The sequence below is a fragment of the Variovorax sp. Varisp85 genome (genome assembly GCF_047304045.1).
Lineage (GTDB): Bacteria > Pseudomonadota > Gammaproteobacteria > Burkholderiales > Burkholderiaceae_C > Variovorax.
In genome coordinates, this window is sequence record NZ_JBGLYN010000011.1 from 72,251 (window position 1) to 84,507 (window position 12,257).

Below are 12,257 nucleotides of genomic sequence, written 5' to 3' on the forward strand. Positions count from 1 at the left end.
GTGCGCGAAGCCTGGGGGTGTGCATCAGATCCCCCACTTCTGGACGATCTTGGCGAGCGTGCCATCGGCCTTGATCGCCGCGATCGCCTTGTTGATGCGTGCCAGCGTCTCGGTGTCGCCCTTGCGCACCACCAGGCACACGTCGCCCACGTTCACGGGCTTGTAGCTGTCGACCAGCTTCACGCCGGGGAAGGTGTTCTGGCGGATCTGGTAGGCCATGATGGGCTGGTCGCCGAGGCCCGCCTTGATGCGCCCGAGCGAGAGGTCGCGCGTCATGTCGGCCACCGAGTCGTAGCTGCGCACCTCCTTGAAGATGCCCTTCTTGTTCAGCATGTCGAGGAACACCGTGCCGACCTGCGCGCCCACCACCTCGCCCTTGAGCTCGTCGAGCGAGACGTATGCGCGGGCGTCGTCGGCCTTGACGATCAGGCCTTCGCCGTACGAGTAGACCGGGTCGCTGAAGTCGACCACCTCCTGGCGTGCCGGCGTCTTGAGCATGGCGGCCGAGACGATGTCGATCTTGCGTGCGGTGAGCGAGGGGATCAACGCCGAGAACACCGTCTGCTGCACGTTGACGCCGAAGCCGCCGGCCTTGCCCACGGCGGTGACGGTGTCGACCATCATTCCCTGGATGCTGTTGGTCTTCACGTCGAGGAAGGTGAAGGGTACGCCCGTGGCGGTGGCGCCCACGTTGAAGGTGGGCGCGGCGCCCTGCGCGGCCGCGAGCGAGGCGCCGCCGGCGATGCAAAGACCCAGGGCCAGGCGATGAAGGCGGCGAACGATGCGATTCATGGAAGCACTCCTCGAAGCAAGGGAAGTTGAAGGAAGAAGAAGAAAGAAAAGAGAGACAGGGAAGGAAAAGATGCGCGGCACCCGCGATGCAACATGCGTGCCAATAATCGATTCTTTTGAATCTCTAAACAATAAATAGAAACCACTAGTCGAGTCTAAAATATCGATATTCGATATTTCAAAGGAATGTGGATATACTCCACCGCCATGGACGCCACACCCGACACAGCCCCCGAAGACGGCCAGAGCCTGCTTTTCAATCAGTCGCTGGAGAAGGGCCTGGCCGTGCTGCGCGCCTTCAGCGCCCGGCGCCGAACCATGACGCTGGCCGACGTGGCCGAGGCCACCGATATCACCAAGAGTTCGGCGCAGCGCATGGTCTTCACGCTCGAGAAGCTGGGCTACGTGCGCAAGCACCCGAAGACGCGGCGCTACCAGCTCACGCCCAGGGTCATGGAGATCGGCTTCAACTACCTCGCGGCCCATTCGCTGATCGACGTGGCCAACCCCTTCCTGTCGGAACTCACCAAGGTGACGACCGAGACCTCGTGCCTCACCGAGCCCGACGGGCTGGACATGGTCTACGTGGCGCGCTTCGTCAGCGCGCAATTCGTGCCGGTGCACATGCCCATCGGCAGCCGCATTCCCATGTACTGCACGGCTTCGGGGCGCGCCTTCCTGAGCGCGCTGCCCGAGGACGAGGCGCGCGCGCTCATCGAAGCCTCCGACCGCGTGGCCCATACCATGCACACCCGCACCGGCGTGGACGAGATCCTGCAGGAGCTGCGCCAGGCGCGGCAGCAGGGTTTCGCCACCAATGCCGAGGAGCTTTTCCTCGGCGACATGACCATCGCCGCGCCCGTGCTGGGCGCTCAGGGGAGGCCGGTGGCATCGGTGCACATCGTCGCGCCGACCAGCCGCTGGACGCTGGAGGAGGCGGTGCGCAAGCTGGCGCCCACGCTGCTGCTTTGCGCGCGCTCGCTCACCAGTTCGGCGCGCAGCATCGACTGACACCTATACGGTTTCAGACATCGCGCCGGCAGGTGGGTGCCCTTATGCTGTGCGGGATCACAACGCAGCAGCAGTTCGCACCCACCATGACCGATTTCCGCCCCACCTACGACAAGAGCTTCGACCGCATCGCCGCCGAGCGCCTGCCTGCGCTGCTGCGCGCCATGCCCAAGGCCGAGCTGCACATGCACATCGAGGGCTCGCTCGAACCCGAACTCATCTTCGCGCTCGCGCAGCGCAACGGCGTGTCCATTCCGTACGCCAGCGTCGAGGAACTGCGCCGTGCCTACGCCTTCACCAACCTCCAGAGCTTCCTGGACATCTACTACGCCGGCGCCAGCGTGCTGCTCAAGGAACAAGATTTCTACGACATGGCCTGGGCCTACCTGGAGCGCGCCGCGGCCGACAACGTGGTGCACACCGAGATGTTCTTCGACCCGCAGACGCACACCGCGCGCGGCGTGGCGATGGAAACGGTGGTCAACGGCCTGCACCGCGCATGCGTCGATGCGCAGCCGTTGCTCGGCGTGAGCGCGGCTCTCATCCTGTGCTTCCTGCGTCACCTGAGCGAGGAAGAGGCTTTCGAGACCCTGGAGCAGGCGCTGCCGTTTCGGGACAAGTTCATCGGCGTGGGGCTCGATTCGAGTGAAGTCGGCCACCCACCGGAAAAGTTCGCGCGCGTGTTCGCGCGCTGCCGCGAATTGGGTTTTCACCTCGTCGCGCACGCGGGCGAAGAAGGCCCGCCCGAGTACGTGTGGAGTGCGCTCGACGTGCTCAAGGTCGAGCGCGTCGACCACGGCGTGCAAAGCACCAAAGACCCTGCGCTGATGAAGCGGCTCGCACAAGACCGCATCCCGCTCACCGTGTGCCCGCTGTCGAACCTCAAGCTCTGCGTGTTCCCCGACCTGTCGCAGCACAACCTGGGCGCGCTGCTCGATGCGGGCCTGGTCGCCACTGTCAACTCGGACGACCCAGCCTACTTCGGCGGCTACATGAACCAGAACTTCACGCAGACCTTCGCGGCCACCGGGCTCAACGCGCAGCAGGCCTGGCAACTCGCGGCGAACAGCTTCGAGGGCAGCTTCATCGACGCGGCCGCAAAGCGCGCTTACGTCGACCGGCTCAACGCGGTCTTCGCGACCTTCTGATCGGCAGTGGCTGCGGTCTCGGGCCGCGGCACCAGCAGTGGCATTGCCACCAGCGCACAGGCACTGGCCGCGAGCCACACCAGCGGCCAGCCCTGCAGCGCCAGCAGGTGGGGAATAGAGAAGGGCGTGATGAAGCACACCAGGAACACGCTGGTGTTCGCCATGCCCAGCGCCGTGCCGGCACGGGATGCGCCGGCCAGCGTGGCGAGCTCGGTGTAGGCCACGCCGTGCCAGGCCGACACGCAGACACCGCTCACACCCAGCAGCACGACCAGCGCGATCCGCAGCGCCAATGAATCGGCGACATGTGTACCGGCGGCCATCACCAGCACCGCGAGTGCAGCGAACAGCAGCACGCTGAGGGCGCCGCAGGCGCGCAGGTAGGCCGGTCGGTTGCGGCGGCGGTCGGTCCAGCGGCCGCTCCACACGCGCATCACCATCGCACCGACCTGCGTGAAGACCATCGTGGCGGTGATCGTCGCCAGGCCCGCATGTCCGAAGTCGTGCAGGAACACAGTGCCGAAGGACAGCACCGCGAACTGCGGCGCGCAGAGAATGCCGATGCCCAGCACGATGCGCCACACGCGAGCGTCGCGCAGCGGGCCGCTCTTGGACACGGCACGCGCTTCGGCCGTGGCCTTGGTACGGGGCGCGACAGGCGGCTCGTGCACCCAGGCCCAGCTCATGGCCGCGCTCAACGCACACAGCAAGGCCAGCAGGCCGTAGAGCGCGGCAAAGCCGAAGTGCAGAGCGACGAAGGGCAGCACCAGCGCGCCGATGCCGCCGCCCATCGGCACGGCCGTCTGGCGGATGCTCATCGCGAGGCCGCGCTCGCCGGCGTCGAACCATGTCATCACCGCACGGCCGCTGGCACCGTTGACGCTGCCGCCCAGCAGGCCGACCAGCAGCAGCCCGGCGCCGAGCCAGCCGAGGCCGGGAATGTGCCCTGCGCCCGGCGCGGCCCACAGCGCCATCGCCACCAGCGCGACGGCCGTGCTGCCCAGGCCCGTCAGCAGCACGGGCCGGTCGCCCCAGCGGTCGGTCAACAGGCCCCACGGCAGCTCGCTCACGGCAATGCCCAGCCCCATGAGGCCCAGCACCAGCCCGAGCGTGGCGTTGTCGAGCTGGTAGCCGGTGCGCATCAGCACGGCGGTCATGGGAATGCCGCTGAAGGCCACGGAAAAGGCCGCGTTGGCGGCCACGCCTGCAGCCAGCACTTTCCAGCGGTGGCGTGGGGAAAACGAAGAGGAGTGGGGTGAAGGGGTCATGTTGCAGGGCAGTGTCGGCCGCTGCAAAGGTTTTGAAAATCAGAAAATAATGAGCCCATCGTCCCAAAAATCAGGACTATAAGAAAAGGACCCGACATGAGCCAGGTGATGTTCGATCTCGACGTGCTGCGCACCTTCTCCACCGGCATCGCGCTCGGCAGCTATGCGCGCGCGGCCGACCGGCTGGGCCGTTCGACCTCGGCGGTGAGCGCGCAGCTGAAGAAGCTGGAGTCGCAGGCCGGCACCGTGCTGTTCCGCAAGGCCGGCCGCGGGTTGGAGCTCACCGATGCAGGCGAGACGCTGCTGACCTATGCCCACCGCATGCTCGAACTGAATGAAGAAGCCGGCGCCGCCATGCGCGGCACCGACCTGCAGGGCTGGGTGCGCCTGGGCCTGCAGGAAGACTTCGGCGAGACGCTGCTGCCCGCCGTGCTTGGCCGCTTCGCGCGCGCACATCCCAAGGTGCGCATCGAGGCCTGCGTGGCGCGCAGCGGCGAACTGCGCGAGCGGCTCGAACTCGGCCAGCTCGACCTGGCACTGGCGTGGGACGCGGGCGACCAGCCCCTGTCGCCCTACGCCGAACGCGTCGCCCGCCTGCCGCTGTTGTGGATCGGCCCGAAGACGCCCGACAGGGTCGAAGCACCCTGGTGGACGGAGCGCGAGAGCCGCGGCGCCGGTACGCGCCAGGCCAGGAGCAAGGAGCCGCTGCCGCTGATCATGCTCGACGCCCCGTGCCCGTTGCGCGAGATCGTGATCACCGCGCTCGACCGCGCCGGCGTGCCGTGGCGCCGGGCTTTCGGCAGTGCCAGCCTCGCGGCGCTGTGGGCCGCCGCATCGGCCGGACTGGGTCTTACGGTGCGCACGCCTTTCGGGCTGCCCTCGCACGTACGCGCCATCGATCGCGCGACGCTGTCCCTGCCGGCGCTGCCGCAGATATCGCTCGTGCTCTATCGCGCGCAGGCCCACTCCGAGGCCCCGGCGAGCCGGCTGGCCACGCTGTTGCTGGAGGCTGTGCGCCAGCATGTGCAGCTCGAGTAGAAAAACGGCCGCGCGAAGGCCGCACTAAAATCCGAACCCCGCAGCCGGGCGTCCCGGCCGGCTGCGGGTTGTGCTTTTCCGGGGCCATGTAGAGGAACACCATGTACAAAAACCTCGCTGGCCGCGCCGTTCTGGCGTGCGCTGCCGCCTGTTTTTTCTTTTCTCCCGCCTTTTCGCAGACGCAGTCGCCCAAAGCGCCGCTGAAGATCGGCTTCGTCTACGTCACGCCCGTCACCGATGCCGGCTGGGTGCGCCAGCACGAGGAAGGCCGCAAGGCCGTCGATGCGGCGCTGGGCGGCAAGGTCCAGACCACCTACGTCGAGAACGTGGCCGAAGGCGCCGACGCCGAGCGCGTGATCCGCGACCTCGCGCAGCAGGGCAACACGCTCATCTTCACGCCGAGCTTCGGCTACATGGAGCCGACGCTGAAGGTGGCGAAGGACTTCCCCGAGGTGAAGTTCGAATCGATCACCGGCTACAAGACCGCGCCCAACGTCGCGACCGCCAATGCGCGCTACTACGAGGGCCGCTACCTCGCGGGCATCGCGGCCGGCCGCATGACGAAGACCAACATCGCCGGCTACGTCGCGGGCTTCCCGATTCCCGAGGTGCTGCAGGGCATCAACGCCTTCGCGCTCGGCATGCGCTCGGTGAATCCGGCTGCGAAGGTCCACGTGGTGTGGCTCAACGAGTGGTTCGATCCGCCGAAGGAGCGCGACGCCGCGATGGCGCTGTTCGACCGGAACGCCGACGTGGTGGCCTTCCACACCGGCTCCACCGCCGTGATGGCCGCGGCGCAGGAGCGCGGCAGGATGGCCGTTGCCTATCACTCCGACATGCGCAAGATCGCGCCCGACGCGCAGATCGTCGCGGTCACGCACCAGTGGGGCGGCTACTACACGCAGCGCGCGAAGGCCGTGCTCGAAGGCAGTTGGAAGAGCGGCAACCTCTGGGGCGGCGTGAGGGAAGGAATGATCCGCGTCGGCGACTTCGGCACCAAGGTGCCCAAGGCCGTGCAGGACGAGGTGCTGGCGCGGCAGAAGGACATCGCGGCCGGCAAGCTGCAGCCGTTTCGTGCGGTGGCCGCCGACGTGCGCGACAACGAGGGCCACGTCGTGGTTGCCAAGGGCGCGCAGCTGAATGACGAGCAGATCCTGAAGATGAACTGGTTGGTCGAAGGTGTGCAGGGGCGGGTGGCCCGTTAACGGGCTTGCGAGCCGACGGCGTTGCCCGCGGCGATGGAGCTTCGGCGCAACAGGGTCTTGATGCGCTGGCGAAGCGGCGCAGGTGTCACCGCTGACGTCATTTATCAGTAGAACGCGGATCTTCAGCCCAGCCGCTCGACCACAAAGTCCACGAAGGTCCGCAGCTTGGCACTCGGCCGCGCTTCCGGCAGCCGCATGATGTGCACCTGCCGCGTGGGCAGTTCCCATCCGGGCAACAGCCGCACCACCTGGCCCGAGGCGATGGCGGGCCCGAGCAGCGCGTCGGCCTGCACGATCACGCCTACGCCGGCCATGGCTGCGGCCAGCAGGGCCTGGCCGTTGTTGGTGGTGAGCGGGCCGCGCACGGGCACATGCACCGTCTTGCCCTTGCGCGTGAAGCGCCATGCATGGTCCGGCCCCCAGGTTGCGAAGCCCAGTAGCGGAAATGCCTCCAGGTCGGATGGGTGCTTGGGTTGCCCGTGGCGTGCGACCCATTCGGGGCTGGCCACCGCGTACATGCGCGACAGCGCCAGCGGCCTTGCAATGAGCCGTTCGTCGACCGCGGCGCCCGAGCGGATGCCGCAGTCGAAGCCTTCCTCCGCGAGATCGACCACGCGGTCGTTGAGGCTCAGCTCCACTTTCACCTGCGGATAGGCGGCGATGTACTCGCCGATCACGGGCGTGAGCCGGTGCGCGCCATACGCCACCGGCGCGGTCACGCGCAGCACGCCCTGCGGCATGGCGCGCAGCGACTCGGCCACGCCGTCGGCGATGTGCACGCTGGAGAGCACGTCGCGGCAGCGCTCGAGATAGGCGGCGCCGATTTCCGTGAGCGAATGGCGGCGCGTGGTGCGCTCCAGCAGGCGCGCGCCGAGCTGTTCTTCGAGCGCGCGGATGTGCTTGCCGACCATCACGGCCGACAGGTCGAGCGCCTCCGCGGCCGCAGCGAAGCTGCCCGCATCCACCGTGGCGACGAAGACTTCCATGGCGCGCAGCTTGTCCATATTGAAAACCTAAAGTTTCGAATGACCGAACCGGACGGCAATTTATCAAATTGATGGTTCGCAAAACAATGGCCGCCTGTTCATTCAATCCGGCGAGGTTTTCATGAGAGTTCTGGTTGTGGGCGCGACAGGCGCCATCGGCAGTGCGGTGGTGCAGGCACTGGCCGAGCGCCACCACGAGGTGATTCGCGCAGGCCGCACGCGTGGCGATCACCAGGTCGACATCACGAGCGACGCGAGCGTCGAGGCGCTGTATGCGGCGGTCGGTCGGGTCGATGCCATCGTGTCGGCGGCGGGCGGGCTGTTCTTCGGGCCGCTGAACGAGATGCGGCCGGCCGACTTCAACGTCGGCCTGCAGGACAAGCTGCTCGGCCAGGTGCGGCTCGCGCTGCTGGGCCAGCATGTGCTGACCGACGGCGGCTCGATCACGCTGACCACGGGCATCGTGGCGGACGAGCCGATCCGCCACGGCGCGAATGCCACGGCGGTCAACTCGGCGGTTGAAGGCTTCGTGCGCGGCGCTGCCATCGAACTGCCGCGCGGCATCCGCATCAACGTGGTGAGCCCGACGGTGCTGGCCGAGTCGCTGCCGCTGTACGGGTCGTTCTTTCCGGGTTTCGAGTCGGTGTCGGCGGCAAAGGCTGCGCAGGCCTACATCCGCAGTGTCGAAGGGCCGCAGACGGGACGCGTATATCGCGTGTGGCAATGACGCGGGCGCGCACACTGCTGCTCGGGGCGTTGCTTGCGTACGTCGCGGCGACGGCCTCGGCCGCCCCGCCCGCCGTACAGGCCCTGCCCGACGACTGGTATCCGGAAAGCGTCGCCATCGGCCCCGACGGTGCGTTCTACGTCGGCAGCTGGCGCGAGGGCGCGGTCGCGCGGCTGAAGCCGGGCGTCGCCCCGAAGGCCGAAGTGCTGGTGCAGCCCGGCGCCAACGGGCTTGCGAACGGGCAGGGCGTGCTGGTCGATGCGAAGCGGCGGGCGTTGTGGATCTGCTCTGGCAACAGCGGCTTCACCACAGTGCCGCAGACGCCGAGCGCGCTCAAGCGCTACGACTTGGCCACCGGCGCACCGCATGCCAGCTATGCGATGCCCGACAACGGCTACTGCAACGACCTCGCCCAGGACGCGCGCGGCAACCTCTACGTGACCGACTCCTTTCACCCGCGCGTGCTGAAGCTCGCGCCGGGCGCCGCCGCGCTCGCGGTCTGGAAGGAAGACCCGGCGCTGGCCGGCCCGGGGCCCTACAAGGGGCTGAATGGCATCGCCATCGACGGCGGGCGCGATGTCTACGTGAGTCTCGTGGCCGCGGCGTCCTACGTGCTGCGCATCGGCCTGGGCGCCGACGGCAATGCGGGGGAGGTCACGCGCATCGAAGCTCCGCGCGTGCTGAAGAACGTCGACGCGATCCGCGCCTGGAAGCCGGGCCGGCTCGTGCTGTTCGAAAGCAATGCCTTCGGCGAGGGCCCCTATGGCGGCCAGGTCACCGTGGCGCGCGTCGACGGTGCAAGGCTCGGCCTGCAGACGGTGGTGGCGGGGCTCAACGACCCGTCGTCCGGCGCGGTATGGGGCAACCGCGTCTATTTCATCGAGTCGAAGTATTCGCTGCTGACCAAGCGCAAGGACGGCGACGGGCCTGTGCCGACCGGCGTGCCCTTCGACATCCAGTCGCGTGCACTGCCAGCACGCTGAGTGCATTCCGCATATAGCACTCATACGCGCGTGGAAATCGTGGGCCGGCGGGGCTGGATTACCCTCCCTACCCACGATGAAAAAAGCCTACCGCGCCTCCCTCCTGCGATTCGATGCCGCCGGCCAGCCCGTTTTCGATGAAGACGGGCTGCTGGTCGTCGCCCCCGACGGCACCGGCCGCCAGCGCGTGCTCGATGCCGGCAGCCATGCCGCCGTCGCGCCGCGCCATCCCGATGCGCAGACGACCCACCTGCCCGGGCGCATCCTCGCGCCGGGCTTCGTGGACATGCACATCCACTTTCCGCAGACCGACATCATCGGTTCGCCCTCGCCGGGGTTGCTGCCCTGGCTCGAGAACTACACCTTCCCGGCCGAAAGCAAATTCGCCGACCCTGCGCATTCGAACGAAGTGGCCGACGTGTTCTTCGACGAACTGCTGCGCAACGGCGTCACCACCTCGCTGACCTTCGCGACCTCGCACGTGGCCTCGGTCGACGCCTTCTTCGAAGGCGCCCAGCGCCGCGGCCTGCGCATGATCACCGGCAAGGTGCTGCAGGACCGCAACTCGCCCGACGGCGTGCGCGACGAAACGGAGCAGAGCCTGATCGATACCGAGGCACTGATCCGCAAGTGGCACGACGTCGACCGCCTGGGCTATGCCATCACGCCGCGCTTCGCGCCCGCGAGCACCGAAGCCCAGTTGCGCGGCGCGGGCGAACTGGCCGCGAAGTACGCCGACACCTGGATTCAGTCGCACGTGGCGGAGAACCGCGACGAAGTGAAATGGGTGCGCGAGCTGTATCCGAAGGCGCGTTCCTACCTCGACGTGTACGCCGGCTTCGGCCTGATGCGCGAGCGCGCCGTGTACGCGCACTGCATCTACCTCGACGAGGCCGACCGCGAGCTGCTGCGCGAGACGAAGACGGCCGCGGCCGTGAGCCCGACCAGCAACCTGTTCCTCGGCAGCGGCTTCTTCGACTTCGGCGCGGCCGACCGCGTGGACTATCCCTATGGCCTGGCCAGCGACGTGGGCGGCGGCACCAGCTTCAGCCCCTTCCACACCATGATGGCGGCCTACTACGTCGGCCGTGAAGGCCAGACCAAGGCCGGCCTGAGCATCGCGCCCTCGGAACTCTGGTGGCGCCACACCGGCGGCGCGGCGCGCGCGCTGGGACTTGACGGCGTGGTCGGCAACCTGCAGCCGGGCTGCGAAGCCGACTTCCTGGTGCTCAATCCGGCGGCCACGCCGCTGCTGGCGCGCAAGACGAAGCTGGCGAACACGCTGGAAGAAGTGCTCTTCGCGATGATCGTGCTGGGCGACGACCGGTTGGTCGAGCGCACGGTGATTTCGCAGGCTGGCTGAGGCCTGAGAGGGCGAACCCACCCATGCCACAATCGCCGACCCAGCGAGCGCGGCGAAACCTTTTCCAGGAACACCGCGGAACCGGCTTTGCCGGGCCGCTGGTGTTGCCCCTTGAGGGGTTGGCGTAGCGACACGAAGTGCGCGAAGACTGGGGTGTTTTCAATGTCTATCAAGAGCGACAAATGGATCCGGCGCATGGCCGAGCAGAACGGCATGATCGAGCCCTTCGAGCCCGGCCAGGTGCGCGAGGCCGCAGGCCACAAGATCATCAGCTACGGCACCTCGAGCTATGGCTACGACATCCGGTGCGCGCCTGAATTCAAGGTCTTCACCAACATCCACAGCACCGTGGTAGACCCGAAGAACTTCGACGAGAAGAGCTTCGTCGACATGCACGGCGACTACTGCATCATCCCGCCCAACAGCTTCGCGCTGGCGCGCACGGTCGAGTACTTCCGCATCCCGCGCAACGTGCTGACCATCTGCCTGGGCAAAAGCACGTACGCGCGCTGCGGGATCATCGTCAACGTCACGCCGTTCGAGCCCGAATGGGAAGGCTACGTGACGCTCGAATTCAGCAACACCACGCCGCTGCCCGCCAAGATCTACGCGGGCGAGGGCTGCGCGCAGGTGCTGTTCTTCGAGAGCGACGAGGTCTGCGAGACCAGCTACAAGGACCGTGGCGGCAAGTACCAGGGCCAGCGCGGCGTCACTCTGCCAAAAACCTGACGTATTGCCGGCCGGCCGCTGACGGCCGGTTACCCTGGGGGTCGCCGGGACAAGTACCATCCTGCGAACGCCGGCAAATCCTCCTGCAATGGCCGGCAAGGAGACTGCGATGAGATGGGAAGGCAACGAACAATCGGACAACGTCGAAGACCGCCGCGGTGAAGGTGGCGGCGGTGGGGGTGGCTTCATTGGCGGGCGCAGCATCGGCATCGGGACCATCGCGGTCGCGCTGATCGCGGGCTGGGTCTTCGGCATCAACCCGCTCACGGTACTGAGCCTGCTCAGCGGCGGTGGCGGTCCGGCCCAGGTGCAGCAACAACAGCAGGGACCCGCGCCCAAGCCGCCGTCCGGCGACCGCGAAGCGGCGTTCGTCTCGACGGTGCTCAAGAACACCGAGGTCGTGTGGACGGCCGTATTCCGGCAGAACGGCGGCACCTACCACGCACCGCGCCTCGTGCTGTTCCGCGATGCCACGCCCACGGCCTGCGGCACGGGGCAGTCGGCGATGGGGCCGTTCTACTGCCCGGGCGACCAGAAGGTCTACATCGACCTCGGCTTCTACGACACGCTGAAGAACCAGCTCGGCGCGCCGGGCGAGTTCGCGCAGGCGTACGTCATTGCGCACGAGGTCGGCCATCACGTGCAGGACGAACTCGGCATCACCGCCAAGGTCGACGGCATGCGCGGCCGACTCAGCCAGACGCAGAACAATGCGATGAGCGTGCGCGTCGAGCTGCAGGCCGACTGCTTCGCGGGCGTGTGGGCCCACCATTCGCAGGAGTCGAAGAAATGGCTCGACCCGGGCGACATCGAGGCCGCGATGAATGCTGCGCAGAAGATCGGCGACGACGCTTTGCAGCGTTCCGCGGGCCGTGCGGTGGTGCCCGACAGCTTCACCCACGGATCGAGCGCGCAGCGCCAACGGTGGTTCGGCTCGGGCTATCAAAGCGGCGACATCAAGGCCTGCGACACTTTCAATGCACGCAGCCTTTGAGTTGCATGTCCCC

At 67.3% G+C, this 12,257-nt stretch carries 13 protein-coding genes; 10 read left to right on the forward strand and 3 right to left on the reverse strand.

Annotated features, from left to right (window positions below):
• Window positions 1-24 precede the first annotated feature (24 nt).
• On the reverse strand, window positions 25-792 hold the full coding sequence (locus tag ACCC97_RS06890) for an ABC transporter substrate-binding protein (protein ID WP_413331930.1): 768 nt from the start codon (window positions 790-792) through the stop codon (window positions 25-27).
• Between ACCC97_RS06890 and ACCC97_RS06895 the strand changes: the two genes are divergently transcribed.
• The 3 genes from ACCC97_RS06895 (at window position 791) to ACCC97_RS06905 (ending at window position 2,951) form a co-directional block, all read left to right on the forward strand.
• Complete coding sequence (locus ACCC97_RS06895; RefSeq protein WP_413331931.1) at window positions 791-931, forward strand: hypothetical protein; 141 nt, start codon at window positions 791-793, stop codon at window positions 929-931. The genes ACCC97_RS06890 and ACCC97_RS06895 overlap by 2 nt on opposite strands.
• A gap of 68 nt (window positions 932-999) precedes the next feature.
• A complete protein-coding gene (locus tag ACCC97_RS06900) occupies window positions 1,000-1,803 on the forward strand; it encodes an IclR family transcriptional regulator (protein ID WP_042673296.1) in 804 nt (267 codons plus the stop codon).
• Window positions 1,804-1,889: 86 nt separating this feature from the next.
• Window positions 1,890-2,951 carry an adenosine deaminase gene (locus tag ACCC97_RS06905; protein WP_157632187.1) on the forward strand — a complete coding sequence of 354 codons (1,062 nt, stop codon included), beginning with the start codon at window positions 1,890-1,892 and terminating at the stop codon, window positions 2,949-2,951.
• Here the strand turns inward: ACCC97_RS06905 and ACCC97_RS06910 are convergent.
• Window positions 2,912-4,219: an MFS transporter gene (locus tag ACCC97_RS06910; protein WP_413331932.1), complete on the reverse strand. Its 1,308-nt coding sequence runs from the start codon at window positions 4,217-4,219 to the stop codon at window positions 2,912-2,914. The genes ACCC97_RS06905 and ACCC97_RS06910 overlap by 40 nt on opposite strands.
• A 96-nt stretch (window positions 4,220-4,315) precedes the next feature.
• Here ACCC97_RS06910 and ACCC97_RS06915 point away from each other — a divergent pair, with 96 nt between their 5' ends.
• The gene (locus ACCC97_RS06915; protein WP_007832790.1) at window positions 4,316-5,257 is read left to right on the forward strand and encodes a LysR substrate-binding domain-containing protein; all 942 of its coding nucleotides are present in this window, start codon (window positions 4,316-4,318) and stop codon (window positions 5,255-5,257) included.
• A 101-nt stretch (window positions 5,258-5,358) separates the two neighbouring features.
• Window positions 5,359-6,462 carry a BMP family ABC transporter substrate-binding protein gene (locus ACCC97_RS06920; RefSeq protein ID WP_007832791.1) on the forward strand — a complete coding sequence of 368 codons (1,104 nt, stop codon included), beginning with the start codon at window positions 5,359-5,361 and terminating at the stop codon, window positions 6,460-6,462.
• A gap of 122 nt (window positions 6,463-6,584) precedes the next feature.
• On the opposite strand, the gene ACCC97_RS06925 is transcribed toward ACCC97_RS06920, so the two are convergent.
• A complete protein-coding gene (locus ACCC97_RS06925) occupies window positions 6,585-7,466 on the reverse strand; it encodes a LysR family transcriptional regulator (protein ID WP_413331933.1) in 882 nt (293 codons plus the stop codon).
• 103 nt (window positions 7,467-7,569) lie between these two features.
• Between ACCC97_RS06925 and ACCC97_RS06930 the strand changes: the two genes are divergently transcribed.
• The 5 genes from ACCC97_RS06930 to ACCC97_RS06950 all read left to right on the forward strand — a co-directional run bounded on the left by ACCC97_RS06930 (window position 7,570) and on the right by ACCC97_RS06950 (window position 12,244).
• A complete protein-coding gene (locus ACCC97_RS06930) occupies window positions 7,570-8,175 on the forward strand; it encodes a short chain dehydrogenase (protein WP_007832795.1) in 606 nt (201 codons plus the stop codon).
• Complete coding sequence (locus ACCC97_RS06935) at window positions 8,172-9,158, forward strand: hypothetical protein (RefSeq protein WP_007832797.1); 987 nt, start codon at window positions 8,172-8,174, stop codon at window positions 9,156-9,158. The genes ACCC97_RS06930 and ACCC97_RS06935 overlap by 4 nt, the downstream gene beginning before the upstream one ends.
• A 76-nt stretch (window positions 9,159-9,234) precedes the next feature.
• Window positions 9,235-10,521 (forward strand): guanine deaminase, encoded by a 1,287-nt coding sequence (guaD, locus tag ACCC97_RS06940; RefSeq protein ID WP_413331934.1) that lies wholly within the window; start codon window positions 9,235-9,237, stop codon window positions 10,519-10,521.
• A gap of 162 nt (window positions 10,522-10,683) precedes the next feature.
• Complete coding sequence (dcd, locus tag ACCC97_RS06945; protein WP_015866656.1) at window positions 10,684-11,250, forward strand: dCTP deaminase; 567 nt, start codon at window positions 10,684-10,686, stop codon at window positions 11,248-11,250.
• Between the two features lie 109 nt (window positions 11,251-11,359).
• Window positions 11,360-12,244 (forward strand): neutral zinc metallopeptidase, encoded by an 885-nt coding sequence (locus ACCC97_RS06950; protein WP_007837323.1) that lies wholly within the window; start codon window positions 11,360-11,362, stop codon window positions 12,242-12,244.
• Window positions 12,245-12,257: the final 13 nt, after the last annotated feature.

Coding starts and splice junctions, on each gene's coding strand:
- ACCC97_RS06895 (WP_413331931.1), top strand. CDS start 791: ATGGAAGCACTCCTCGAAGCAAGGGAAGTTGAAGGAAGAAGAAGAAAG.
- ACCC97_RS06890 (WP_413331930.1), bottom strand. CDS start 792: ATGAATCGCATCGTTCGCCGCCTTCATCGCCTGGCCCTGGGTCTTTGC.
- ACCC97_RS06900 (WP_042673296.1), top strand. CDS start 1,000: ATGGACGCCACACCCGACACAGCCCCCGAAGACGGCCAGAGCCTGCTT.
- ACCC97_RS06905 (WP_157632187.1), top strand. CDS start 1,890: ATGACCGATTTCCGCCCCACCTACGACAAGAGCTTCGACCGCATCGCC.
- ACCC97_RS06910 (WP_413331932.1), bottom strand. CDS start 4,219: ATGACCCCTTCACCCCACTCCTCTTCGTTTTCCCCACGCCACCGCTGG.
- ACCC97_RS06915 (WP_007832790.1), top strand. CDS start 4,316: ATGAGCCAGGTGATGTTCGATCTCGACGTGCTGCGCACCTTCTCCACC.
- ACCC97_RS06920 (WP_007832791.1), top strand. CDS start 5,359: ATGTACAAAAACCTCGCTGGCCGCGCCGTTCTGGCGTGCGCTGCCGCC.
- ACCC97_RS06925 (WP_413331933.1), bottom strand. CDS start 7,466: ATGGACAAGCTGCGCGCCATGGAAGTCTTCGTCGCCACGGTGGATGCG.
- ACCC97_RS06930 (WP_007832795.1), top strand. CDS start 7,570: ATGAGAGTTCTGGTTGTGGGCGCGACAGGCGCCATCGGCAGTGCGGTG.
- ACCC97_RS06935 (WP_007832797.1), top strand. CDS start 8,172: ATGACGCGGGCGCGCACACTGCTGCTCGGGGCGTTGCTTGCGTACGTC.
- guaD (WP_413331934.1), top strand. CDS start 9,235: ATGAAAAAAGCCTACCGCGCCTCCCTCCTGCGATTCGATGCCGCCGGC.
- dcd (WP_015866656.1), top strand. CDS start 10,684: ATGTCTATCAAGAGCGACAAATGGATCCGGCGCATGGCCGAGCAGAAC.
- ACCC97_RS06950 (WP_007837323.1), top strand. CDS start 11,360: ATGAGATGGGAAGGCAACGAACAATCGGACAACGTCGAAGACCGCCGC.